General features: G+C 68.8%; 21 protein-coding genes. All 21 read left to right on the top strand.

What is annotated here, in order from left to right; all coding sequences use genetic code 11:
- Nucleotides 1-699, top strand: a 699-nt coding sequence (locus MLE18_RS12200; protein ID WP_243439079.1) for a flagellin, incomplete at its 5' end; no start/stop codon positions are given.
- A gap of 284 nt (nt 700-983) precedes the next feature.
- Complete coding sequence (locus MLE18_RS12195) at nt 984-1,874, top strand: flagellin N-terminal helical domain-containing protein (protein ID WP_243439078.1); 891 nt, start codon at nt 984-986, stop codon at nt 1,872-1,874.
- A 132-nt stretch (nt 1,875-2,006) separates the two neighbouring features.
- Entirely contained in the window at nt 2,007-3,689 is a 1,683-nt protein-coding gene (gene fliD, locus MLE18_RS12190) for a flagellar filament capping protein FliD (protein ID WP_243439077.1), read from the top strand.
- Nucleotides 3,690-3,710: 21 nt separating this feature from the next.
- Nucleotides 3,711-4,214 (top strand): flagellar export chaperone FliS, encoded by a 504-nt coding sequence (fliS, locus tag MLE18_RS12185; protein ID WP_243439076.1) that lies wholly within the window; start codon nt 3,711-3,713, stop codon nt 4,212-4,214.
- A gap of 72 nt (nt 4,215-4,286) precedes the next feature.
- The gene (locus MLE18_RS12180; protein WP_243439075.1) at nt 4,287-5,348 is read left to right on the top strand and encodes a glycosyltransferase family 4 protein; all 1,062 of its coding nucleotides are present in this window, start codon (nt 4,287-4,289) and stop codon (nt 5,346-5,348) included.
- Nucleotides 5,348-6,502 carry a glycosyltransferase family protein gene (locus MLE18_RS12175; RefSeq protein WP_243439074.1) on the top strand — a complete coding sequence of 385 codons (1,155 nt, stop codon included), beginning with the start codon at nt 5,348-5,350 and terminating at the stop codon, nt 6,500-6,502. Before MLE18_RS12180 ends, MLE18_RS12175 begins: the two co-directional genes overlap by 1 nt.
- 63 nt (nt 6,503-6,565) lie before the next feature.
- The gene (locus MLE18_RS12170; RefSeq protein ID WP_243439073.1) at nt 6,566-8,119 is read left to right on the top strand and encodes a YIP1 family protein; all 1,554 of its coding nucleotides are present in this window, start codon (nt 6,566-6,568) and stop codon (nt 8,117-8,119) included.
- A 17-nt stretch (nt 8,120-8,136) separates the two neighbouring features.
- Nucleotides 8,137-8,472, top strand: a complete 336-nt coding sequence (locus MLE18_RS12165; RefSeq protein ID WP_243439072.1) for a hypothetical protein — start codon at nt 8,137-8,139, stop codon at nt 8,470-8,472.
- Nucleotides 8,473-8,529: 57 nt separating this feature from the next.
- Nucleotides 8,530-9,258, top strand: coding sequence for a hypothetical protein (locus tag MLE18_RS12160; protein WP_243439071.1), 729 nt, complete (start codon nt 8,530-8,532; stop codon nt 9,256-9,258).
- Between the two features lie 494 nt (nt 9,259-9,752).
- Nucleotides 9,753-10,934: a 12,18-didecarboxysiroheme deacetylase gene (gene ahbC, locus MLE18_RS12155; protein ID WP_243439070.1), complete on the top strand. Its 1,182-nt coding sequence runs from the start codon at nt 9,753-9,755 to the stop codon at nt 10,932-10,934.
- Nucleotides 10,935-11,322: 388 nt separating this feature from the next.
- Nucleotides 11,323-12,297 carry a porphobilinogen synthase gene (gene hemB / locus MLE18_RS12150; RefSeq protein WP_243439069.1) on the top strand — a complete coding sequence of 325 codons (975 nt, stop codon included), beginning with the start codon at nt 11,323-11,325 and terminating at the stop codon, nt 12,295-12,297.
- Between the two features lie 10 nt (nt 12,298-12,307).
- A complete protein-coding gene (gene ahbD / locus MLE18_RS12145; protein WP_243439068.1) occupies nt 12,308-13,546 on the top strand; it encodes a heme b synthase in 1,239 nt (412 codons plus the stop codon).
- 10 nt (nt 13,547-13,556) lie between these two features.
- Nucleotides 13,557-14,009: a siroheme decarboxylase subunit alpha gene (gene ahbA / locus MLE18_RS12140; protein ID WP_243439067.1), complete on the top strand. Its 453-nt coding sequence runs from the start codon at nt 13,557-13,559 to the stop codon at nt 14,007-14,009.
- Entirely contained in the window at nt 14,006-14,665 is a 660-nt protein-coding gene (rpe, locus tag MLE18_RS12135) for a ribulose-phosphate 3-epimerase (protein ID WP_243439066.1), read from the top strand. Before ahbA ends, rpe begins: the two co-directional genes overlap by 4 nt.
- Nucleotides 14,665-15,006: an Hpt domain-containing protein gene (locus MLE18_RS12130; RefSeq protein WP_243439065.1), complete on the top strand. Its 342-nt coding sequence runs from the start codon at nt 14,665-14,667 to the stop codon at nt 15,004-15,006. Before rpe ends, MLE18_RS12130 begins: the two co-directional genes overlap by 1 nt.
- A 94-nt stretch (nt 15,007-15,100) precedes the next feature.
- The gene (gene fcl, locus MLE18_RS12125; RefSeq protein ID WP_243439064.1) at nt 15,101-16,039 is read left to right on the top strand and encodes a GDP-L-fucose synthase; all 939 of its coding nucleotides are present in this window, start codon (nt 15,101-15,103) and stop codon (nt 16,037-16,039) included.
- 23 nt (nt 16,040-16,062) lie between these two features.
- Nucleotides 16,063-17,220 (top strand): glycosyltransferase, encoded by a 1,158-nt coding sequence (locus MLE18_RS12120; RefSeq protein WP_243439063.1) that lies wholly within the window; start codon nt 16,063-16,065, stop codon nt 17,218-17,220.
- Nucleotides 17,221-17,223: 3 nt separating this feature from the next.
- Nucleotides 17,224-20,136 (top strand): hypothetical protein, encoded by a 2,913-nt coding sequence (locus MLE18_RS12115; protein ID WP_243439062.1) that lies wholly within the window; start codon nt 17,224-17,226, stop codon nt 20,134-20,136.
- Nucleotides 20,129-21,688, top strand: coding sequence for a DUF2079 domain-containing protein (locus tag MLE18_RS12110; RefSeq protein ID WP_243439061.1), 1,560 nt, complete (start codon nt 20,129-20,131; stop codon nt 21,686-21,688). The genes MLE18_RS12115 and MLE18_RS12110 overlap by 8 nt, the downstream gene beginning before the upstream one ends.
- Nucleotides 21,685-24,579, top strand: coding sequence for a hypothetical protein (locus MLE18_RS12105; RefSeq protein WP_243439060.1), 2,895 nt, complete (start codon nt 21,685-21,687; stop codon nt 24,577-24,579). Before MLE18_RS12110 ends, MLE18_RS12105 begins: the two co-directional genes overlap by 4 nt.
- Nucleotides 24,576-25,820, top strand: coding sequence for an MATE family efflux transporter (locus MLE18_RS12100; RefSeq protein ID WP_243439059.1), 1,245 nt, complete (start codon nt 24,576-24,578; stop codon nt 25,818-25,820). The genes MLE18_RS12105 and MLE18_RS12100 overlap by 4 nt, the downstream gene beginning before the upstream one ends.

The raw sequence follows: 25,820 nt of genomic DNA, 5'->3' as shown, positions 1-25,820 counted from the left end.
GTGCGCAACGCCAACGACGCCATCTCCATGATCCAGACCGCGGACGGCGCGCTCGGCGTCATCGACGAAAAGCTGATCCGCATGAAGGAACTGGCGACCCAGGCCTCCACGGGCACCTACACCTCTGACCAGCGCCTGATCATCGACTCCGAGTACCAGGCCATGGCCTCGGAAATCACCCGTATCGCCAACGCCACGGACTTCAACGGCATCTACCTGCTCAACGGCAACCTCTCCGGCGCCACCCACTCCGGCACCGGCCTGGTGGCCACCGGCAAGATGAAGGTCCACTTCGGCACCAACAACTACTCGGCCTCCGACTACTACTACGTGCAGATCAACAGCTCCACGGCTTCGTCCCTGGGCGTCGGCGGGGCCGCCGGCAGCGGCAAGGCCGGCCGTTCCATCTCCACGCAGGACCTGGCCCAGAAGTCCCTGGACGCCCTGAACAAGGCCATCGTCTCCAAGGACAAGATCCGCGCCAACCTGGGCGCCCTGCAGAACCGCCTGTCCAACACGGTGCAGAACCTGCAGATCCAGGGCGAGAACCTGCAGGCCGCCGAGTCGCAGATCTCCGACGTGGACGTGGCCACCGAGATGACGGAGTTCACCCGCCAGCAGATCCTGACCCAGTCCGCCGTGGCCATGCTCGGCCAGGCCAACAACCTGCCCAAGATGGCTCAGCAGCTGCTCGGCTAATCCTGGCGAGGCAATCAAGCATCCGGCAAAGCCGGGCCGCATCGCGGCCCGGCTTTTTTTTCGTCGAAAAGGGGGCGCAAGGGATTCGGGAGCAGGAAATCCAGGGAGGAAGGGATGTTGGGTGGTGTCGTCACGGGTCACTGAAGGTCTAAAGGAATTTCGGAACCGGACGATAGGAGTGTCATAGCGGCGCCGCCACCCAGAAACCACACGGCGGGGAGCGGGAGAAGGTCTCGCGGCGGGCCGCAGGCAAGGAAGCCAACAAAATTCACGGAGGAATCACCATGGCTCTCGTAATCAACCACAACATGATGGCGATGAACGCGTCCCGCAACTTGTCGAACTCGTACGGCAAGCTGAGCGTCTCCACTCGCCGCCTCTCTTCCGGCCTTCGCGTGGGCACCGCTTCTGACGACGCCGCCGGCCTGGCCGTTCGCGAACTGATGCGTTCCAACATCTCGTCGCTCAACCAGGGCGTGCGCAACGCCAACGACGCCATCTCCATGATCCAGACCGCGGACGGCGCGCTCGGCGTCATCGACGAAAAGCTGATCCGCATGAAGGAACTGGCGACCCAGGCCTCCACGGGCACCTACACCTCTGACCAGCGCCTGATCATCGACTCCGAGTACCAGGCCATGGCCTCGGAAATCACCCGTATCGCCAACGCCACGGACTTCAACGGCATCTACCTGCTCAACGGCAACCTCTCCGGCGCCACCCACTCCGGCACCGGCCTGGTGGCCACCGGCAAGATGAAGGTCCACTTCGGCACCAACAACTACTCGGCCTCCGACTACTACTACGTGCAGATCAACAGCTCCACGGCTTCGTCCCTGGGCGTCGGCGGGGCCGCCGGCAGCGGCAAGGCCGGCCGTTCCATCTCCACGCAGGACCTGGCCCAGAAGTCCCTGGACGCCCTGAACAAGGCCATCGTCTCCAAGGACAAGATCCGCGCCAACCTGGGCGCCCTGCAGAACCGCCTGTCCAACACGGTGCAGAACCTGCAGATCCAGGCCGAGAACCTGCAGTCCGCCGAATCGCAGATCTCCGACGTGGACGTGGCCACCGAGATGACGGAATTCACCCGTCAGCAGATCCTGACCCAGTCCGCCGTGGCCATGCTCGGCCAGGCCAACAACCTGCCCAAGATGGCTCAGCAGCTGCTCGGCTAATCCTGGAGATAGAACCGATTCCAGCCGGCCGGCCCGCCCAGGCGGACCGGCCGGCTGAACGGTTCGGCGCGGGGTTTGCTTACTTCCGGTCAAGGCGAACTGCCCCGGCAATTATTTCCCAGGGGGACGGTCATGGCGATCGGAGACGTAACAGGCGGAACCACCACTTCCGGCCAGGTGACATTCACGGGGCTCGGCAACGGCACCGACTTCAACAGCCTCATCGAGAAGCTGGTGCAGGTCGAGCAGTCCCGTCTGAGAACCTACCAGACCTGGAAAGAATCCTGGCTGGACAAGAACGTCGCCTTCAAGGCCCTGAACACGGAAATGCTCACGCTGCGCTCCAGCCTGCAGAGCATGGACACCATCGGCGAGTTCCTGAAGAAGACCGCCTCCTCCACCAACACCAGCGCCCTCACAGCCACGGCCGGCGGCGACGCCGAGACCGGCACCACCACCTACACGGTGGCCCAGCTGGCCAAGAACAAGACCATGGTCACGGGCACGGGCTACGCCTCGCTGACCCAGAACATCAACACCCTGGGAACAGCCGCGAAGTTCACCTACACCTACAAGGGGGTCACGGTCAGCAACGCCATCCCGGCCAACTGCACCCTGACCGACCTGGCCTCCATCATCAACGTCAACTCGGCCAACAAGGGCGTGCGCGCCACCACGATCTACGACGGCACCAACTACTACCTGCAGCTCAAGGGGCTCGACACGGGCGCGGCAGCGTCGCTGGTGGTCTCCGGGGCCTCGACCCTGCCGAATTTCAAGTCGGCGAATTTCAGCGTCACCCAGAACAACCAGGACGCCAAGCTCAAGATCAACGGCTGGCCGCTCTCCAACGCCTATATCACCCGGCCCACCAACACCATTTCGGACGTGGTGGCGGGGCTCACCCTGTCGCTGAAGTCCTCGGGTTCCGGGCTCATCACCGTGGATACAGACATCGACTCCGTGGTGGAGAACGTCAAGACGTTCATCAGCCAGGTCAACAAGGTGCGCTCCATGATCAAGGACCTGACCAAGGTGGACTCAACCACCAAGCAGGCCTCGATCCTCACGGGCAACTACGGCCTGCAGATCTGCGACTCCATCATGAAGAACATCACGGCGGCCGACGGCGTGGGCTTCAGCTACCTCACGGACAAGTACACGTCCCTGTCGCCCCTGGGCCTCTCCACCGACGCGGTGGAGGGCTCCACCACGGAAGGCCTGATCATGCTGGACGAGGCCGTGCTGCGCAGCCAGCTGGCCTCCAACGCCAACGCCGTGGGCCTGATCTTCGCGGGCAACTACGTGGGCGACACGGACAGCTCCGACATCAGCTACTCCTCCTACATCAGCGGGCTGACCAAGGCGGGCAACTACAAGGTCAGCTACACCGTGACCGCCGGCAAGGTCAGCGCGGCCACCATCGGCGGCCAGCCCGCCACCTTCGACCCGGTCAAGAACACCATCACGGGCAAGGCGGGCACGGACGCGGCCGGTATGGTCGTGCAGGTGAACAACAACACCGACGGGAGCTACACCCACACGGTGAACCTGCGCCTGGGCAAGGCCCCCGAGCTGGTGGGCGAACTGGCGGACCTGACCAACGCGGACACGGGCCCCCTGAACATCCTGCAGAAGAACTACGTGACCATTTCCGACAACATCCAGAAGAAGATCGACTACGAAAACAGGCGCATTTCTTCCTATGCGCAGAGCCTGAAGAACAAGTTCTCAAAACTGGACGCGCTGCTTGGCACCTACAACCAGCAGCAGACCAGCCTGGCCTCCCAGATCACGCAGATGAGCAAGTCCTAGGGCTTCAAGGAGTAATCGACCATGCAAAAGGCGGCGCAAGCATATATCCAGACCCAGGTGAACACCGTCACCCAGGGCGACCTGGTGGTCATGCTCTTCGACGGCTGCATAAAATTCCTGCGTCAGGCCAAAGAGGCCATGACCGCCAAGGATTACGCGCGCAAGGGCGTCCTCATCTCCAAGGCCCTGGACGTCATCGCGGAGCTGCAGAGCAGCCTGAACCTGCAGAAGGGCGGCGAGGTGGCCGAGAACCTCTCCAAGCTCTACCTGCTGTGCTCCACCAAGCTGCTCATGGCCAACATGAACATGGACCAGGGCATCGTGGACCAGGTTGTGAACATGCTCTCCGGCGTGCGCGACGCCTTCGCCCAGATCAACACCCCCGAGTTCGTGCCGCAGGCTCCCGCCTCCATGCAGCAGGCCCGCAGCAGCGGCCCCGGCCTGGCCACGGCCGGCATGGCAGCCCCGTCGGCCGGCGCGCCGGTGCACAAGGCCTTCGCGGCCTATTCCCAGGCCAAGAAGTAGGGGGGCCGACAACCGGGGCGGGCAGGGTCCGCGCGCTCTGGACGCTGGGCGCGCTTTGGGCAATAATGCCGGATGCGCCATGAACCGCCTGTCCGCGTGCTGCACGTGGTCAAATCCCTTGGCCTCGGCGGCACCGAAAAGGCCATGCAGCTTCTGGCCGCCAACCTCGACCGTTCCGTTTTCGCCCCCTTCGCGCTCAGCGCGGAGGACGGCCCCCGCCGCGGCATGCTCAAGGCCGCCGGGATTCCGGTGATCCTGGGCGGCGACCTCTACCAGGCCCTCCTGCATCTCAAGCCGGACGTGGTGCATCTGCACCGCGCGGGCTGGCCCGAACCCGAACTCACGACCCCGCTCAAGCGTTTCCGCCCCCGCCTCGTGGTGGAGACCAACGTCTTCGGCCGCCTGGACGCCAGCCCCGGCGGGGCCGTGGTGGACATGCACCTGCTGGTCTCGCCGTTCTGCCTGCATCGCCTGCTGGCGCACCACGGCCCGCAGGTGGACCCGGCGAAATACGGCGTGCTGCCCAACCCCATCGACACGGACCTTTTCGCCGCCCGCTGCCCCGGGCCGGATCTTTCCCAAAGGGCGGCCGTGCGCGTCTCCCGCCCGGACCCGGGCAAATGGTCGCGCCTGAGTTTCGAGATGCTGCCCCACCTGAGACGAATGGCCCCGGATTTCGTCTTCCGGGTGCTTGGGGCCACCCCCGAGTTCGAGGACTTCATCCGCACCCAGGGCCTTGGGGCCAACGTGGAGCTGCTGCCCCAGGTGGAGAGCGACGAGGATCTTGCAGAGCTTTTTGGCCGCTGCGCGGCGTTCGCCCACGGTTGCGACACGGGCGAATCCTTCGGCATGGCCATCGCCGAGGCCATGGCCTGCGGGCTGCCGGTGGTCACCCATCCGGCCCAGGGCGACCGCGACAACGCCCACCTGGACCTGGTGGAGCACGGCGTCACCGGGCTGGTGGCCTCCACGGCCGAGGAATACGCCGCCGCGCTGCGCTGGCTCTGGGACAACCCGGACCAGGCCCGGCGCATGGGCCAAGCCGGGCGCGCCAAGGTGGCGGCCAACTACCGGGCGCAGCTTGTGGCCGAGAGCCTGGGCCTCCTCTACCTCGAGCTGCTGGGGCGGCGCTGATGGACCCCTTCGCCCCCTACACCGCCCAGGCGCTCTCCTTCCGCCTGGCCGGGCAGCCCCAAGATTACGCCGTGGGGCCGTACCGCCCTGGATCGCTGGACGCGGGCCTGCGCCAGGCCGCTCGGGCCGGGCACTGCGTGCTGCTGGGCGCGGGCGCTGGGGCGGCGCTGGCGGACATCCGCTCCCGCCTGCCCGGGGGCGTGGGCCTGAGCGTGTGCGAGCTCTACCCGGCCCATGCGGCGGCCCTGGAACCCGTCACGGACCGTGAGGTCTGGCTGCTGGCCGACGCCTCGGAGACGGCCCTAGCCTGGATGCTCTTCTCCGCCGGGTTGGTCCCGGGGCGGGCCGCGTGCCTGCTCAACCCCGAGGTGGCCGACCCCACCGCCAAGGCCCGCTTCAAGGCGGTGCAGCGCCTGCACGCCGCCTATTCCCCCCTGGAAATTCCAGCCGCCCCGGCCGGACGACCCTCGCTCGGCGTGGCGGCCATCCTCCATCCCGGCGAGCCGGACCTGGAAGGCTTCTTCGCGGCCCTGCCCGGCGCCGCGTGCGAGGCAGTGGCCCTCTGGGACGCCCCGGAGCCCCCGGCGCATCTCTCGGGCGCGCCCATCCCGGTGCGCCACCTGGCCCACCCCCTGGGCGCGGACTTCGCGGCCCAGCGCAACCGGCTGCTGGCCGCCTGCCGCACGGACTGGGTGCTCATGCTCGACGCCGACGAGCGCCTGGACCAGGCCCTGGCGGCCCTGCTGCCCGGGTTGGTCGCGCAGGGGCAGTGCGCCTCCTTCGCCTTCCCCAGGCGGGCCGTGGGGCCAGGGGGCGTGAAGGTGGGCTTCGGCCTCTGGCCGGACCTGCAGCTGCGTCTGTTCAGGCGGCTGCCCGGGCTGCGCTTCGTGCGCCCCGTGCACGAACGGCTGGAGGGGCTCTCCGGGCCCACCGGCCTGTGCATCGGGGCTGGAATCCGCCACTTGTGCGACAGCCTCAAGCAGTCGGGCGCCATAGACGGCAAGCTGGCCCTGTTCGACCAGGCTGCCGGGCGGGAGGGCCTGCACCGGCGCAGCGGGGAATACCCCACCGTGCCCGAGGAATACCTGGCGGGCCTGCCCGGGGCCGCGCTCCTGGGCCAGTGGCCCGAATCGGTCAGCTTCCTTCCCCTTTGACGTTGATTTGCGCGCCGAGGCGGGCTAATGCCAAATGAGGCCCATCGCCATGAAAGGTTACTGATGCGCATCGTCTGCCCACAATGCGGGTACAGCAGGGACATCCCCGAGGATAAGATCCCCGCCCGCTCGAGCATCGCAAGCTGTCCCAAGTGCTCCTTCCGCTTCCGCTTCCGGGGCTTCCAGGCCCAGCCGGAGCGGCAGGACGACTTGGCGGAGCCCGTCTACCCGCCCAGGCCCTCGCGCCCGGCGCGGGAGCCCGAACCCGTGTCCCGGCCCCCGTTCGAGGCGCGCTCCCAGCGGCTCTACACCGGCGAGGAGGAGCAGCCTCCCTACACCCAGGCCCCGCCCAGGCCCCAGGCCCGCTGGCTGCCCGACCCCGAGCCCGAACCGGCGGCACCAGCCCCTCGGGATTTGGCCCCCCGCGAAACTGCTCCAGGAGCCTTCGAGCCCCAGGGCGGCCCCTATCGTGCCGACCCAGCGGACCCCTACGGAGCGTCCCGTTCCGGGGCCGGCGAGCAGGACATGGCCGCGCCGCGCCGTCCCTTCAGGGCGCAGGCCGCCGGCGCGCAGGCTTTCGAGCCCCAGGCGGTGGTGTCCTATCCGCCCTTGCACTCCCCCGCGGAGCCCGAGCCCGACGCCGTCCCGGAAGCGCACTCCCCGGAGACCCGCCCGCAGATCCATTTCCCCGAGCCTGCGGCCCATGAGCCCGCACCCGTGCCGCCTCCCGCTCCCGAACCGGAGCCGGAGCCGGTATCCACGGAGCACCGCGAGTGGAGCCTGCCGCCCACGTCCCCCAGGCCCGAGCCCGCCGCCGAGAATAGCGGGCAGGGCGCGGAGGCCGCTGCGGGCCAGCCGCAGGCCCAGGCCGGTGACGACTCCGTGCGAGACATCTGGGCCCGCCTGCAGGCCATGGGCGCCAAGCCCGCCGCGGCCCCGGCCCCCGGCGCGCCGCGCCAGGCCGACGAGGCAAGGCCCTCCGCGCCCTCCGGGCCGGAGACCCTGGCCCCCTGGGAGCAGCTGGAGCATTTCGGGGTGATCCCGGCCTTCACGCTCACGGCCAAGAACATCCTGGCCAACCCCGGCGACTTCTTCGACCAGCTGCCCTCCGGCACGGGCAAGGTGCGGCCCCTGATCTTCGCGGTGGCCGTGTGCATGGTCACGGTGCTCTTCGGGCTGGTCTGGAACTTCTTCGGTCTTGGCCCCAACCTCTCCGAGCTGGGCCGCACCGAGTGGTTCCAGGGTCTCGGCGCGGGCGCGCTGGGGCGGCTGGCCTGGGTCGGCCTGGCCCCCATCCTGGTCACGGCCTTCGTGTTCCTGGATTCGGCCCTGGCCCACCTGCTGCTGGGCTTGCTGCGCGCGGCCACCAAACCCTACGAGGACACCTTCCGCGTCGCCTGCTATGCGGGGGGGCCCTGGCTCCTGGCGGTCTTGCCTGTGCCGTATTCGTATCTTATACCTGTGGTGCTCATCTGGCACATGACCCTCCAGGCCATCGGCCTGAAGAAGCTGCACGGCTCGGGCTACCCCCAGGTGCTGGCGGCCGTGCTGGTGAAGTGGTCCATGTATTTCATGGCCTCGTTCGCCATACTGCACCTGCTGCTGACGCGCAGGTAGCCCTGGGAGGAGTGCCCATGGTCGCCTGGATCAAGCGCATGATCTCAAGCCTGGTGTCGCGGCGGCGCGTAGCCCGCGACACTGGGCCCGTGGCGTTCCAGACCCTCTCCAAGGAGATGCGTGAGCTGGCCGAGATCGCCAGCCGCGTCTGGCCGGATGAGCCCTCCTTCCAGTCCCGGATCAAGAGCATCCAGGAAGAGATGGACCAGCTCGACGAGCTCACGGCCAAGCCGGAGTTCCGCCTGTTGCCCCTGCAGAAGCGGGTGGAGCTGCGCGAAAGCCTGCTGCACTCCAAAACGCAGCTCATGGATACCGTGTCCACCGCGCCGCCCCCGACCACCCGGCCGCAATAAGCCCCAGGCGCGATTCTTGCTGCGCTGCTAATAAATCACCTCCCGCGAGGACGGATTATGAAACGCTTGCTCCTTGCCGCGGCCCTGGCCGCCTTGACGGCCTCATGCGCCCTTGACCCCAAGCTCACCGAGCAGTCCACGCTCTACGTGGACGTGCACGTCAAGCGCAACAACCCCTCCGTGTACGTGCAGCCCATGAACGCGCCCACCCGGCCCTTCAAGGCCGTGGTGCTGCCCTTCGCCGTGCAGCAGGACATCACCAACGCCCGCCACCTCTCCAAGCAGCTCACCGAGGTGTTCGCCAACACCTGGATGCAGGATCAGGTGTTCCCGGCCATCTTCTACGAACCCTCGCAGGAGGGCCTCTCCAACGAGCAGGCCATCCTCGTGGGGCGCGACCGCGGCGCGGACTGCGTGGTGGTGGGCCGCCTGGCCTACATCCTGGCGGGCGGCACCCGCTCGGACTCGGCCGTGTCGCTCTCCTTCGAGATCATCGACGTCAACTCCGGCCAACGCATCTGGTCCATGTCCCAGGCCGGGCGCATGGACCCGGACCGCAGCGCGGACTTCGTGCTCTTCAAGCGCGAGAGCCGCATGCCCCAGGACCCCCTGTGGTCCATCATGACCGCCCTTGGCCACGACACCGGCGGCGCCATCAAGAAGTGGAACACCGGGATGCAGTTCCAGAGCCCCGGGGCCACCAGCGCGCCCGTCTCCATCCCCAAGGACCACGCCCCGCCCCCGCCGCCCAAGGCCCCGCTCCAGAGCTCCAAGCTGGAGTATTAGGAGAGGCAACAGCAGGAGGTGAGATGCCTCCGGCGGCCAAAGGAACTTCGTTCCTTTGGAATCCTATTCAGCTTCGCGTCGATCTCGGGCAGCGCCATCCGCGCTGCCCTTTTTTTTGACGGTCTAGCGGGCTCCCCAACACGGGGTCGTCAGTTGTCCTGCCGCCACACGACCGCGCTCGCCTGCCCCCTGGGTGCCGCCTCGCGCCAGCCGGGGCGATCATCGCGCTGGCGCTTGCGCCAGAGGGCCGCAGGCCCGGCAGCTTGATCGTCCGAGTGGCGCGGGGCGGCGCAGGGGGGCACCCCGTCGAAGTTCGCGCCGTGAGCGGCCATTCGGCGGTCCGGAGTCTTCCCATCCGGCCAAGAATGACTACTATCCTCCATGCTTTCCGGCGCTTGCCGTCCCGGCCGCCGAAAATGTGATCCAAGTCCTTTCGGACCGGGGGGAAAAATGCTAGTCCCCCCTTCCACACAAGTTTCAATCGAGGTCATAGCATGATCGGCATCTCCAAGCTTTACTGCGGTACCGTGGAATCTTCCGACGCCCTGCGCTACGGACGCCACTCCGGCAAGCTGCCCTCCCACCTGCTTCAGTTCTCCAAGGACAAGAAGCCCGTGGTGGTCTGGAACATGACCAAGCGCTGCAACCTGAAGTGCGTCCACTGCTACGCCAAGGCCATCGACGAGACCGGCAAGGACCCCATCTCCACCGAGCAGGGCAAGGCCCTGATCGACGATCTGGCCTCCTACGGCGCTCCGGTCATGCTGTTCTCCGGCGGCGAGCCCCTGGTCCGGCAGGATCTGGTGGAGCTGGCCCACCACGCCGTGGGGCGCGGGATGCGCGCGGTCATCTCCACCAACGGCACGCTCATCACCAAGCAGAAGGCCAAGGAACTCAAGGAAGTGGGCCTCTCCTACGTGGGCATCTCGCTCGACGGCATGGAGGAGATCCACGACAAGTTCCGCGCCGTGCCCGGCAGCTTCAAGAAGGCCCTGCAGGGCATCGAGAACTGCCAGGCCGAGGGCCTCAAGGTGGGCCTGCGCTTCACCATCAACAAGCGCAACTGGACCGAGGTCCCCCACCTGTTCGACCTCATCCGCGAGCTTGAAGTGCCCCGCATCTGCTTCTACCACCTGGTCTACTCCGGGCGCGGCTCCGAGCTGATCAAGGAAGACCTGGACCACGCCGAGACCCGTCAGGTGGTGGACCTGATCATGGACCGCACCCGTCAGCTTTTCGACGCCGGGCATGAGAAGGAAGTCCTCACTGTGGACAACCACGCCGACGGCCCGCACGTGTACTACCGCCTGCTCAAGGAAGACCCCAAGCGCGCCGAGGAGGTCATGGAGCTGCTCCAGTTCAACGAGGGCAACAACTCCGGGCGCGGCATCGGCTGCATCTCCTGGGACGGCCAGGTCCACGCCGACCAGTTCTGGCGCAACCACACCTTCGGCAACGTGCTGGAGCGGCCCTTCTCCGAGATCTGGGACGACCCCAACATCGAGCTGCTGGCCAAGCTCAAGAACAAGAAGCAGTACGTGGGCGGCCGCTGTGCTGATTGCCGCTTCCTGAACATTTGCGGCGGCAACTTCCGCGCCCGCGCCGAAGCCTACTACGGCGACGTCTGGGCGCAGGACCCCGCCTGCTACCTGACGGACGAAGAGATCAAGAAGTAGGGAAGACAAGGGGCGCCGCCCCTTGACCCCGCCAGAGGGACGGAGTCCCTCTGGACTCCCTTCCGGCTTCGCGGGATTCGTGAGGCAATGAGGGGGGAGTGGGGGGGCCTTCATGCCGCGAGAACCGCGCAAAGCCGCGATCCCCGCGGCGGTGCCCTCGGCGCGAAACGCGCCGAATTGAGAATATAATTATGAACCGCCGGGACGAGCGCCGCTTTGGGCGCGGTCCCGGCGGTCTATCTCGGGCCATACCCGCCCACGAATCCCGCGAAGCGGTCGCGGGGTCCAGGGGGATCATCCCCCTGGCGGGAGAGTCCAGAGAGGGCAGCGCCCTCTCTGGCCGCCGGAGGCAATTCCCCTTCCCCCGGCAACCTTCAGGAGGACGCCGATGTACGACTTCCATCGCGGCCGCCGCCTGCGCCGCACCCCGGCCATGCGCGACCTGGTGCGCGAGACCGCGCTCACCCGCAACGACCTCATCATGCCCTACTTCGTGGCCGAAACCGGCCCGGCGGACATGGTCAAACCCATCGGTGCCATGCCGGGCCAGAACCAGCTGGGCATGAAGGCCCTGGTGGAGCGCGTGGCCAAGGCCGTGGACAAGGGCCTGCAGTCCGTCATCCTGTTCGGCATCCCCGGCGTCAAGGACCCGGTGGGCAGCCAGGGCTACGCCGAGGACGGCGTGGTGCAGCGCGCCGTGCGCGAGCTGAAGACGAAGTTCCCCAAGCTGGTGGTGGTCACGGACGTGTGCCTCTGCGAGTACACCTCCCACGGCCACTGCGGCGTGCTGGACGAGGAGGGCAGGGTGCTCAACGACCCGACGCTCGAACTCCTGGCCCGCACCGCGCTCTCCCACGCGCAGGCAGGGGCGGACATCGTGGCCCCCTCGGACATGATGGACGGGCGCGTGGCCGCCATCCGGGCCGTGCTGGACGGCAACGGTTACGAAGAGATTCCGGTTATGTCATACGCTGTGAAGTACGCCTCCGCGTTCTACGGGCCGTTCCGCGAGGCGGCGGAGTCAGCGCCCAAGAGCGGGGACCGCAAGTCCTACCAGATGGACCCAGCCAACTGGCGCGAGGCCCTGCGCGAGGCGGCGGCGGACGTGGCCGAGGGCGCGGACTTCCTGATGGTCAAGCCGGCGGGGCCGTACCTGGACATCATCAGGCTGGTGCGCGACAACTTCGACCTGCCCCTGGCGGCCTACCAGGTCAGCGGCGAGTACTCCATGATCAAGGCGGCGGCCCAACTGGGCTGGATCGACGAGCAGGCCGTCATGACGGAGTCGCTTGTGGCCATCAAGCGCGCCGGGGCGGATTTGATTCTGACGTATTTCACCGAAGCCATGCTGGACAGGCTGTAGGAGGGCGGACGTGCATCCTCATTCCAAAGGACATCCCGGCCCGCAGCTTGCCGGTTCTCCCGGCGCGGGACATGCCGGGGGCGGACACCCGCCGCTCGGCCATCCGGGCGGCCACCCCGGCCACGGCGCAATGCCCAAAACCCTGCCCAACGGCGCGCCCCCGGTGCGCCTGGTGGCCTGGGAGATCACCCGGCGCTGCAACCTGGCCTGCAAGCACTGTCGCGCCGAGGCCCACTTCGAGCCCTATCCGGGCGAGCTGAGCAACGCCCAGGCCAAGGCGCTCATCGACACCTTCCCCGAGGTCGGCAACCCCATAATCATCTTCACCGGCGGCGAGCCCCTCATGCGCCCCGACTGGGACGACCTGGTCTCCTACGCCAACGCCAAGGGCCTGCGCTGCGTCATGGCCCCCAACGGCACGCTCATCACGGCGGAGAACGCCCGGCGCATGAAGGAGGTGGGCATCCAGCGCTGCTCCATCTCCATCGACGGCCCGGACCCCGAGACCCACGACGAGTTCCGGGGCGAGAAGGGGGCCTTCGAGGGCGCGCTGCGCGGCATCCAGCACTTGAAGGACGCCGGGATCGAGTTCCAGATCAACACCACGGTCACCAAGTCCAACCTGCACAACTTCAAGAAGATCTTCGAGCTGTGCGAGTCGCTGGGCGCAAGCGCCTGGCACATCTTCCTGCTGGTGCCCACGGGCCGCGCCACGGAGATCGCCGCCCAGGTGATCACGGCCGAGGAATACGAGACCGTGCTCAACTGGTTCCACGACTTCCGCAAGACCACCACCATGCAGCTCAAAGCCACCTGCGCGCCGCACTACTACCGGATCATGCGCCAGCGCGCCAAGGAGGACGGCGTGCCCGTGACGCCCGACAACTTCGGGCTGGACGCGCTCACGCGCGGCTGCCTGGGCGGCATCGGCTTCTGCTTCATCTCGCACTCGGGCACGGTGCAGCCCTGCGGCTACCTGGAGCTGGACTGCGGCAACGTGCTGGAGACGCCCTTCCCCGAAATCTGGGCCGAGACCCAGTGGTTCAAGAAGTTCCGGGACCAGAAACAGTACGGGGGCAAGTGCGGCCCCTGCGAGTACCACAAGGTCTGCGGCGGGTGCCGGGCCAGGGCATTCACCATGAAGGGCGATCCCATGGCCCCCGAGCCGCTGTGCACCTACCAGCCCAAGCGGGGCGGGGAGAAACCCGAAGGCCACGGGGGTTTTGCCTCCGGCGGGCAAGTGGAGTAGGGTGGTTCGCATGGACGCACATGACCGCAAAATCCTGGACATCATCCAGTCCGGCTTCCCGATCGAGGAGCGGCCCTACGCCGCGGTGGGCGAACAGCTCGGCCTCACCGAATCCGAGGTGCTGGCCCGCGTGCGGGCGCTCCGGGCCAAGGGCGTCATCCGGCGCATCGGGGCCAACTTCAGCTCCGGCTCCCTGGGCTGGCAGAGCACCCTGTGCGCCGCGCGCGTGCCTGAAGCGCAGATCGAGGCCTTCGTGGCCGAGGTCAACTCCCACCAGGGCGTGACCCACAACTACCTGCGCGACCACTCCTTCAACGTCTGGTTCACCATGATCGCGCCGGACATGGCCGCCGTGCGCGCCACCCTGGCCGAGATCACCAGCAAGACCGGCATCGCCGTGCTGAACCTGCCCGCCGAGGAACTCTTCAAGATCAAGGTGGATTTCGCCATGGAGGGCGCATGATCCTCTCCCCTTCGCTGCTCTCGTCCGACTTCGGCCGCCTGGCCGAGGAGTTGGCAGCCCTGGAGGCCGCGGGCCTTTCCTGGGTGCACTGGGACGTGATGGACGGGCTGTTCGTGCCCAACATCACCATCGGTCCGCTGGTGATCAAGAGCCTGCGCCCGGTGTCCAAGCTGTTCTTCGACGTGCACCTGATGATCGAGCGCCCGGAGCGCTACCTGGCGGACTTCGTCTCCGCCGGGGCGGACCTGGTCTGCGTGCACGCCGAGAGCACGCACCACCTGGAGCGCGCCGTGGCCGAGATCGCCCGCCTCGGGGCCAAGCCCGCCGTGGCCCTCAACCCGGCCACGCCCCTCTCCGCCGTGGAGTACCTGCTGCCGCAGCTCTCCATGGTGCTGGTGATGAGCGTGAACCCCGGGTTCGGCGGCCAGTCCTTCATCGGGTTCTGCATGGAGAAGATCCGCTCCCTGCGGGCCATGATCGACGCGCAGGGCGCGGAGACCCTCATCCAGGTGGACGGCGGCGTCACCCTGGAGAACTGCGCGGAGATCGTGCGGGCCGGGGCGGACGTGCTGGTGAGCGGCTCGGCCTTCTTCGGCTTCCCGCCCTATGCGGAGCGCTTCGCGGCCTTCAACCGGGCCGTGGAGGCGGGGCGCTGATGGGCATGACTGACGCCCGTGAGGATCTGGCCGAGGCCATCAGGGAGCACTTCATCAGCGCCCTGGGCCTGGGCGAGAGCGCGGCCCGCTCCCTGGTGGGGACCAGCCGGGTGGCGCTCAGGCGCTCCATGACCGCCCTTGGGGAGGCCATGAACCAGGGCGACCGCGCGAGCACGGCCTTCTGGGCCCACAACGTGAAGGGCAACCTGCTCAACACGGGCCTGATGGAGCTGGCCGGGCTGGCCCTGGCCATCGAGCGGGCGGCCGAGGATGCCTCCGCCAGGCTGCCCATGGACACACTGGACAGGCTCGCGCGCGAACTCTCCCGCTTTCTGGCCTGAGCCGGCTCCCACGGCCTTGCGGGCCACTAGCCTTCCAGGCCGCGCCGTGCTAAGGGGCGTCGGTCTTTCAATCCCCTCTGCATACGGAAACCATGTGAGCAACGAGCGAATTTTTGTGGCGGGCCACCGGGGGCTGGTGGGCTCGGCCGTGGTGCGGGCCCTGGAGGGCCGCCCCGGCTGCGAGACCGTCACCCGCACCCGGGCGCAGCTCGACCTCACCGACCAGGCCGCAGTGCGCCGCTTCATGGCCGAGGTCAGGCCGCACAAGATCGTGCTGGCCGCGGCCAAGGTGGGCGGCATCCACGCCAACAACACCTATCCGGCCGAGTTCATCTGGCAGAACTCCATCATCCAGTGCAACGTCATCGACGCGGCCTACAGGGAGGGCGTGGAGAAGCTCGTGTTCCTGGGCTCCTCCTGCATCTACCCCAAGTTCGCGCCCCAGCCCATGACCGAGGACTGCCTGCTCACCAGCGCCCTGGAGCCCACCAACGAGTGGTACGCCGTGGCCAAGATCGCCGGCATCAAGATGTGCCAGGCCTACCGCCGCCAGTACGGCTTCGACGCCGTGAGCCTGATGCCCACCAACCTCTACGGGCCGGGCGACAACTTCGATCTTGAGAACTCCCACGTGCTCCCGGCGCTGCTGCGCCGCTTCCACGAGGCCGCGCGGGCCGGGGCCGGGAGCGTGACGGTGTGGGGCACGGGCAACGTCTGCCGCGAGTTCCTGCACGTGGACGACTGCGCCCGGGCCATCGTTTACTGCATGGACAACTACTCCGACGAGCGCATCGTCAACGTGGGCACCGGCCAGGACGTGACCATCCGCCAGCTGGCCGAGACCGTGGCGCGCGTCACGGGCTTCGCGGGCCGCATCGAGTTCGACCCCACCAAGCCCGAAGGCACCCCGCGCAAGCTGCTGGACGTGTCGCGCCTGAAGGCCCTGGGCTTCAGCCCCTCCATCGGGCTTGAGGAGGGCATCGCGGGCACCTACCGCTGGTTCCTCGACAACATCCACACCCTGCGCGGCTAGCGTCTCGCGGGAAAAGAGCGTCTATGCGTTTCGAATCCATCGTGCTCGTCAGCCACGTCACGGACCTCTCCGGCCCCTCCGAGGCCGTGGAGAACTACCTCAAGAGCCGCTCCAAGCGCCTGGGGGTGATTTTTCACCCATTCCACTACTGCGCGGACCGCCGCTCCCGCATGAAGGAGTACGACGGGAAGTTCCTGCACCGCGAGGTCAAGCAGGGCGGCTGGGCGCTGCCCCCGCTGCTGACCTACGTCAAGGACGCGCTCTTCACCCTGTTCTACTTCCTGCGCCTGGGCGGGCGCTTCGACGTGTACCTGGGCGCGGACCCGCTCAACACCGTGGTGGGCGTGATCCTCAAGAAGCTCGGGCTCACGCGCTTCGTGATCTTCTACACCATCGACTGGATGCCCGAGCGCTTCTCCAGCAAGTGGCTGAACGCCGTGTACCACTGGCTGGACCGCTTCTGCGTGCGCAACTGCGACGCGGCCTGGAACATCTCCCCGCGCATCGTGGACGTGCGCCGCTCCCAGGGGCTGCCGGACAGCCGCAACATCCTGGTGCCCGTGGGCGTGGACCTGGAGAAGATCGAGCTGCCTGACAAGTCCGCCACGGAGCCCGCCGCCCTGGTGCTCTTGGGCGCTTTGGCCCCCTCCAAGGGCGTGGACCTGGTGATCGACGCCTTCCCGAGCCTGAAGGAGCGCTTCCCGCAGCTGACCCTGCACGTCATCGGCAAGACGCCCCACGACGCCGTGGAGGACGGGGTGGTCTACCAGCCCTACGAACCCAGGCTCAAGGCCCTGGGCGAGGGCGTGGTGCTGCACGGGGCCAAGCCCCACGACGAGGTGCTGGCCATGCTGCCCGGCTACGACATTTCGCTGGCGCTCTACAAGCCTTCGCCCAACAACCTCTCCCAGTGGGCCGACCCCTCCCGCGTGAAGGATTACCTGGCCTGCGGCCTGCCCGTGATCATCACCCCCGTGCCCGAGATCCACAAGGACATCGCGGAGTTGGAGGCGGGCGTCGTGGTGGACTACGCCGTGGAGCCCCTGGCGGAGGCCATCGGCTCCCTGCTGGCCGACCCGCAGAAGTGGCGCCGGATGCGCGGGAACGCCCTGGCCTACATGCAGTCCTACTCCTGGTCCTCCATCCTGGACGGGGTGTTCGAGAAGTCCTTCAAGGCTTAGCGGATGCGCGAACCGGTGAAGAAGCTCCTGGCCGTGGCCGCAGTGGCCGGGTTGGCCCTGATCTCCTTCGCCGGGGTGCTGGCCAGGCCGGGCATCGTGGGCCACACCTGGGACTGGGGCGTGCCCAACTTCCTGGAGCAGTACCGCTCCATGAGCGAGCATCACTTCTCCACCTGGGACGCCTACTTCGAGACCGGCCGCTACCACTACTTCAAGCTGGAGCTGCTCTACTGGCAGCTGATCACCCCCCTGGCCCGCATGGGCGGGGAGTGGATGAGCAAGCTCCTGCCCCTGTGCTTCGTCACCGCCTCGGGCCTGGCCATGCTGCCCCTGGCCCGGCGCTTCGGGCTGAACTGGTTCTACGCCACGCTGGCGGCGCTGTTCTACGCCCTCTCGCCCTACACCTACAGCCGCGTGGTGGCCGGGCACATGCCCATGCTGGCCGGGTTCGCCATCATCCCGCTGCTGCTTCTGGCCTACTTCACCCTGCTGGGCTCCATCCGGGAGCGCGGGCGCATCGCCCCGCGCGCGGCCATCGCCTGCGGGCTCCTGCTGGGGCTGACCTCCATGCACCCCAGCGTGGGCGTGAGCAGCGCGGCCATGCTCGGGCTCTTGGGCCTGCACGCCCTGGTCAAGGGGCCGGGGCGCTGGCGGGTGCTGGCCTCCACCGTGCTGGTTTTCGCCTTGGCGCTGGCCATGAACATCCACTTCATGGCCCCCTTCCTGGGCGACTACCTGGGCAAGGGCGCCATCCGCCACGGCTGGGGGCTCTCGGCCTCGGCCAAGGGCGAGGTCACCGTGGACACGGAGCTGCCCATGCGCGAGGGCTTCCACCAGTCCACCAGCCAGCCCGTGGACTCCGTGATCCGGCTGGACCTGCGCCCCGGCATGGACACCGAATACGCCTTCCCAGCCCCTCCGGGCCTTCGCGCACCCTGGGTGCTGGCCTCCTTGGTACTGGCCGGGCTGGCCCTGTGCTCCTTCACGGCACGGCGCATCCGCCGTGACCCCGACCAGGAGGACACCCTGCGCGCCCAGAACGCGGGCATGTTCGTGGTGGCCCTCACGGGCGTGCTGCTGGTCTGCGGCTCGCGCACGCCGTTCGGCGTGGCCTTCTACCAGGGGGTGCTCAAGGGTTTCGTGCCCATCCTCTTCGCGGCTTTCTCCAACACCACGCGCTGGCTGCCGCTGATCGTCACGGCCTACGCCCTGCTGGCCTTCCAGTTGCCCCAGGCCTGGGAGGAGCGGGGAACGGCCAGGCGGCCCTGGCTGAACCGAGCGGTGCTGGCCGCCGTGCTGCTGGTGTTCGTCTCGCCCTACCTGGGGCAGAGCCTGCTCTCCAGCGCGCCCAAGGACGCCGTGCCCCAGCCCCTGGCCCTCAAGCACACGCCCATCCACCCCGAGGACGCCAAGGTCTACGCCTTCCTGCGCGACCAGCGCGCCTGGGGCCGCGTGGCCTACCTGCCGCCGGTGGGCATCAGCTGGCCCGGTGATTCGCCCTACAGTTACGAGTGGAGCTCGGCCTACTCGCCCAAGCCCTTCTTCCTGGCCTTCTACAACAACCCCCTGGGCAGCGAGATCATCTCCAGCATGTACGCCGAGCAGCCCAGCCCCAACCTGGACCGCCTCTTCGGGCTGGCCTCGGTGCGCTACCTGGTCTACCCGCACGACACGTTCTTCATCTCCTACCAGGATTTCCAGCCCGGCTACCGGGGCGAGCCCGTGGTGGACGGCTTCAAGAACTACAAGCCCGTGCTGGACAAGGCCCTGGCCCTGCAACACGGCCTCGTGCTGGAGAAGCGCTTCGGCAGCGTGGACATCTACCGAAACCCCGACGCCGCGCCCGGCGTGTTCGCGGCCTCGCGCCTGCTGGCCGTGGCCGACGCCTCGGGCCGGGGGGGCAACCTGACCGCCGCCGTGCTGCCGGACGTGGTGGGGATGCCGTTCTACCAGCCCGGGCAGGCCGTGATCCCGGCCGGGGAGTCCCCCGAGTTCCTGGCCTTGCTGGGGCGCATCATGGAGGCCGGTGAGAGCGGACAGAAGGGGCTGGAGCGGGCCTTCGTCACGGACCGGGCGGGCAAGCGCCAGGCCCTGCTCTACAGGGGCGCGGCCTACGAGCTGCCCTCGGTGGAGTTCACCCGCCAGGGGCCGACCACCTGCCGCGTGCGCCTCACCGGCGTGAAGTCGGGCTTCCCGCTGCTCTTCCAGGAGACCTTCCACGACGGCTGGAAGGCCTACCTGCTGCCGGCGGACGCGCGCCGCGCGCCAGATGCCGCCCTGCTCAAGGACTACGCCGTGTTCCCGGACAACCAGGACTGGCAGGCCACGCCGGATGAGCTCCGCGAGTATCTGGAGCGCGGATGGGTAAGCACCCTGGGCGACGGCCGCAAGCGGACGCGCGCGCTGCTGGAGTACGGTCCGGGCGGCCGGGTGGAGTCCGAGCGGCCGATGAGCTGGAGCGTGGATTTCGTCTCCAGGCGTTTTTTGAGCACGGTGCAGAACGACAACCTGCCCGCCACGCCCCAGGACGCCACCTGGCGCGAAGGCGTGATCGAACCGGCGTCGCCCGTGGGTTCCGGCTTCGACGCCCTGTCCCCGGCCTCCTGGAAGGCCGCTGGAGCCTCCGAAGGCAAGGCCATGCCCTGGCCGGAGATGCTGCACTGGCAGGCCAGCGGCTACGGCAACGCCTGGTGGATCGACCCGGCGCTGCTGCCCGCGTTCGGCCCCGAGGCCTCGCGCTACGCCCGGCCCAACCCGGCGGGCGGGGTGGACCTGGAGCTGGTCATCGAGTTCAAGCCCCAGCGCTATTACCTTTTGGGCCTGGCGGTCTCTGCCCTGAGCGTGGCCCTGGCCCTGGCCGCCCTTGGCGCGATCACCGTGGCCCAGCGGCTGCGCGTGCGGAGGCTCAATGTCTAGGTACGGCATCCTGCCCCAGGACAAGCCCCGCTGGCCCTGGACCATGGGCCTCGTGCTCCTGGGCGCGCTCACGGCCCTGGCCTGCATGCGCTACCTGGCGCTGCGCTCCACCGTGTTCGACCTGGGGGTGTTCGTCTGCAACCTCACGGCCATGAGCGAAGGCGGGGAGTGGTGGCGGGCCATGAACGGCCACATCCAGCCCGTGCTCTGGCTCTACGCCTGGCTCATCCGCCCCCTGCCGGACTGGCTCACCCCCCTGGGGCTCATGGTGGCCCAGGCCTTCATGCTGGCGCTGCCCCTGCCGTTCCTGGGCAAACGCTACGGGGTGTTCCCGGCCCTGGCCTATTTCGGCTTCTTCGCGGTGTGGCACAACGGGCTCTTCGACTTCCACCCGGACCACCTGGCCATCCCGCTGGGGTTCTGGTTTTTCTTCCGAGTCCAGGACGAGGACCCCTGGGGCGCGGCCCTGGCCGCCCTGTGCCTGTGCCTGATCAAGGAGACCTTCGCCCTGCAGGCCGCGGTGTTCGGCGTGTACCTGGCCTTCACGCGGGGCGGCGGCCCCGCCGGAATCTTCGTGTTCGCGACCGGGCTGGCCTGGTTCTGGCTGGCCACGGCCAAGCTGATCCCCTTCTTCACCATGGATACGGGCGTGGGCGTCACGGCCGGGGCCTTCGCCTGGATCGGCGGCTCCTCCGTGCTGGGCAAGGCCTGGTGGGTGCTCACCCACCCCATCGACATCCTGGGGCACGTGCTGGGCGACCCGCGCAAGCTCAAATACCTGGCCGCGCTGTTCGGCTCCCTGGCCTTCCTGCCGCTCCTGAGCCCGGGGCCGCTGTTCACCATCCTGCCCACCCTGGCGCTTTCGCTGCTCTCCACGCGGCCGGACTACTACTCCGTGACCAACCACTACACGGCCGGGCTGGTTGCCCCGCTCATCGTGGCCTTCGCCGGGGCCCTGCCCCTGGTCACGGACGCCGTGAACGCCCGCAGCGGCAGGCTGGACCGCTGGGCCGGGACCCTCTTCATCGTGCTGCTGGCCGGGCACGTGCTGCTGGCGGCCTCGCCCCTCTCGGTGCCGTTCTGGCGCGGGGGCGGCTTCGGCGGCTTCTGGCCCGACGATCGCGACACGCGCATCATCCGGGCCATGGAGAAGATCCTGCCCGACGACCCCACCAAAGTGGTCATCACCCAGAACAGCCTGAACTGGGGCAAGGCCGTCTCGCGCTACTTCGCCAACAGCTTCCCCCTGGCCGTGTTCGAACCGCATCTGGCGCAGGATTCGGGCCAGGCCACCCTGAGGGATTTCCGCCGGTTCATCTTTACGGGCATCAAGCCCGATTTTCACGTGACCCGCAGCCTGGCCGACTACGTGACGCTCGACCTCAAGCGCGCCTGGTTCGTGGTGGACCAGGGCTGCGAGTGGAAGGGCGGGGCCTGCCGCGACCAGGCCGTGGCCGACGCCTTCCGTGAGAGCGTGGAGCGCGCCAGGAAGGAATTCGACACCGTGCATGAGGATGACGGCTTCCTCATCCTCAAGCGGAGGGAGCCATGAGCCGCGCCCTCGCGCTGCTCGCGCTCCTGCTGGCGGCCCCGGCCCTGGCTATGGCACTGGCTTTGGCCCAGCCGTCCCAGGCTGCCGCGCCCGCTGACGGCAAGCCCCTCGCCCTGCCGCCCGCGCTCTTCGGCACGCGGAACCCGGGGGAGGGCGCGGCCGTGCAGGGTGGCCTGCTGGGGCGCGTGGCCATGCGCAAGGTCAAGTATTCCCGGGTGCTCAGCCAGCGGGAGCTGGCCCTGCCCAGGCGCGACGCCCCCCCCGCAGGCGCTCTCGAAGTGTTGACCCTGGCCGGGCCTGATTCCGGCCTGCGCCTGGGGGAGAGCAACGAGGCCCGCCTGGACTACCTCACCGGCGACCCCGACCGCCCCGGCCGCCTGGCCTTCTGGGCCGAGCTGGCCACGCCCGGCGGGGCGCGCTTCTACGCGGGCGACCCCCTTGAGACCGTGGACCGCCTGACCCCGCAGTGGGCCGACGGGGCAGGGCGCGACGCCGTGGACGTGGCCGGGGCGCGCTGGCTCTCCAAGGGCCTGCGCTACCAGATTTCGCGACTGCTGGACCGCGACCCCGACGAGGACTGGCGCACTTCCCAGGACGGCCTCTCCGCCTTTGTGCAGCGCCGCTTCCGCAAGGACGTCACGGACGTGGGCGCGCTGGACGTGGTGCTGCTGCGCGGCCAGGACGTGCAGGTGAACCTGGTGGTCTCCCTGAAGCCGGACGGCTCAGGCAAGACCGTGCTGGACTGGTACGCCATCCCCAAGCGCCTCTTCGACCTGGGCGACGGCCGCACAGTGCTGCGCCTGTACCTGGGCCGCCATCTGCGGGAGCTGGCCCCGGGAACCGCCAAGGTCACGCTCAAGGAGCTGGCCCTGATGTTCTACAAGCAGAACATCGAGGAGGTGGCCCAGGCCCGCAACGTGGAGAAGATCCTCTTCGTGCCCTCCGGGCTGGACCCGGCCTGGACAGCGGCCCACGGCCTGCCGCGCCTGCTGCCCTCGCGCGCCCGGGAGCTGTTCCAGGGCCGGGGGGAGCTGGCCGCCAACCTGGAGGCGCTCTCCGGGACGGGGGCCGCTGCGGACGCCGCGCTCAAGGGCTTCGGCGTGATCCAGTCCGCCCAGGACCCCTCCCAGCCCTTTTCCCTGACCCTGGAGGCCGCGCGGCTGGCCAAGGTGGCCCCCCGGCGGGACGTGCCCGCCATCCTGGCCGCCACCGAGGAGCGCTGCCGCAGCTTCGGGGCTGCCTGCGACCCGGATTCGGCCCGGGGCTATATGTCGCAGCATCCCCTGTGGAGCCTGGATTTCCAGGCCCTCTCGGGCGGCCCGGGCCAGGAGGCCGACGCGGCACTGCGCCCGGCCCTGTCCGAGAACCTCTTCAAGGCCGCGGGCAGGCTGGGCTTCAGCGCCGCGGCCGACGGCCTGGGCGTGGAGTGCGCCGGCGATACCGTTACGCTGGAGACCGGGGCGGCCTTCACCCCCTCGCCGGGAACCGCCTACAGCCTCTGGCTGGAGCTGGGCAGGCGCCGCTCCGGGCTCGCCGGGGTGGAGGCCGAGGCCTGGGGCGCGGGGCGCAGCGTGCGCGTGGCCGTGAAGCCCGGCTTCCCGGCGGTGTTCCCCGAGCTGCCGCCCAAGGTGGAGGGCGTTCGCCTGATCTTCACTGGTGCTGGCTCGTCGGGGGGGCGGGAGTTCGGCTTCACCCTGCGCCGGGCCGCCCTGCACGCCCAGGACGCGGCCGCGCCGCGCCAGGGCCTGTTCGAGGCCCGCTACCTCTTCGACGAGGCCCTGGAGCCCGCCGTCAGCGCGCAGCCGGACGGCTCCGTGCGCCTGGGCCTCTCCGGCCCGGTGTTCGCCCCGCAGTGGCTGGTGCTGGACGTGGCCGCCCCGCCCTGGACCGTGAACGATCCCGCCCCCAGGCTGGAGCTGGCCTTCGGCGCGAAGAAGGCCTCGGTGCCCCTGGGCGCGCCCGACTCGCGCCTGGCGCTCTATCTGCCCGCGCTGCTGGGGGCGCAGCCGTTTGACGCATGGCCCGAAGTGAGCGTCTCCCTGAGCGGCGGCGCTCCACGCGGAGCTCAGGGCGGCGCTCTGGGTGGCGTTTGGAAGTGCGGACGCGCCACCCTCTCCGGGCAGCGCCTGGCCACCTGGCCGCAGGTGCTGGGCGGCGAGCCCCTGCTTGACCTTGCCGGGGCCCCGCGCGGGCTGGACGGCTTGGACGCCTCCGGCGCGGCGGACATGGCCGCCTCGGCCGTGTGGCTGCCCATGGGCAAGGCCGGGCTCTCCCCGGCATCCGGGCCGCTGCGCTTCCTGCGCAACCCCTGGCTGGAGGTTGAGGCCCTGATGCTGGCCGACGCGTCCGGCCCCGAGCTCTCCACCCTGGCCCGGGCCCCGGAGTCAGGCGGCGGGTCATCATTCGGGCGGAGCGGTAAGCTGCTCTACGCCCTGGCCTTACTGCCCGCGGCAGGGCTCGTCTGTCTGGCGGGCCGCAAGAGGCTGCTTGCCGCAGTGCTCGCGGGAGTTCGGCGCTGGCTCGACGGACCGGCGCAAGGCCGCGCCCCGTTGCGCCCGTGGCTGCTGCTCGCCGGATTGTGCCTGGCCGCCGCACTGGCGGGCGGCCCCAAAGTGGCGCAGGGCGTGGGCATGCTGGGCTCCACCCTGGCGGTGCCCCTCTGGCGAGCCTGCCGCCCGGCCTTGGCCCGGCGCTGGCCGCGCCTTGCCAGCACCTCCGGGATTCATTATTGCTCCGGCTTCCTGGCCTCGGCGGCCCTTGCCGCCCTGATCCGCCTGACCGGGCTGGCTCCCGTGTCCGAGCTCTTGGGCCTGTGCGGCCTGTGGCTCTTCATCGCGGCCCTGCTCGGGCCGTCCACTTCCAGTCCGTCACGCTCCGGGGGAGCTTCGTGAAACGTTTCCTGCAGCAGAACTTCATCATCCTCGTGCTCATGAACTCGGGCAACGTGTTCAACTACCTGTTCCAGCTCACCGCCGGACGGGCCATGACGCCCGACGAGTTCGGCAGCTTCAACGCGCTCAACTCCATGCTCTCCATCATCTCCGCGCCCATGGCCATCGTGCCGCTGATCATGGCCCGCTTCACGGCCGGCTTCGCGCTGGAGGGCATGGGCCGGGTCCGGGGGCTGTTCAACCAGGCCGCCAAGTTCGCCCTGGCCGCCGCCGTGGTGGTGGGCGTGCTCGGGCTGCTGGCCGGCCCCCTCATGCGGGATTTCCTGCATATCACCGAGATGGGGCCGATCTATGTCTCCGTGGGCATGCTGGTGGTGCTGCTGCTCATGCCCGTGCCCTGGGGCATGCTCCAGGGGATGCAGCGCTTCACGGGCTACGGCGTATCCGGGGCCAGCAACGCTTGCCTGCGCTTCGTGGCCAGCCTGGGGCTGCTCACGGCGCTGGGCTGGGGCGTCTCCGGCGCGGTGCTCTGCGGCCTGATCGGCGCTGCCGCCCAGACCGCCCTGGCCATGTTCTTTCTCAAGGACCTGCTGCGCGTGCCAGCCACGCCGCTGCCCCCGGGCTTCCACCGCGAGGTGGGCCGCTACGCCCTGGGCATGGTGGTCAGCTCGGTGGTGGGCATGTGCCTGAACAACCTGGACCTCATCCTGGTGCGCCACTTCTGCCCCGGCTCCGAGGCCGGGCTCTACGCCACGGCCGCCATCCTGGGGCGCATCGCCTTCTTCGGCCCCTCCGTGCTGGTGAGCGTGCTTTTCACCGAAGCCGCCTCGGCCAAGGCGCGCGGCCAGGAGGACAACAAGAGCCTCTGGACCTCCACGGGCATGACCCTGCTGCTGGGCGGCGGGTACGCCCTGGTCTGCTTCCTGGCCTCCAAGCTGGTGGTCACGCTGCTCTTCGGCGCGCAGTACGAGGCCGCCGGGCCGCTGCTGGCCGTGATCGCCGTGGCCATGGCCATGCTGGCCACGGCCAACGTGTTCTTCGTTTATTCCCAGGCCCGGGGCGAGTTCGGCTTCATGTGGCTGCAGGGCGCGGGCGTGGCGCTCTTCGCGGCCCTGGCCCTGCTCTATCACGAGAGCGCCATGCAGGTGGCCAGGATGCTGCTGATCTCCATGGCCTTCATCCTCGCCTCCACCCTGGTCTGGTTCGGGATGAAGTCCCGCAAGCCGCGCCCGGCGTCTTAA

The organism is Fundidesulfovibrio soli (assembly GCF_022808695.1).
Classification (GTDB): domain Bacteria; phylum Desulfobacterota; class Desulfovibrionia; order Desulfovibrionales; family Desulfovibrionaceae; genus Fundidesulfovibrio; species Fundidesulfovibrio soli.
Note: the sequence above shows the minus strand (reverse complement) of the source record. Positions and strands in the feature narration are given on the sequence as shown.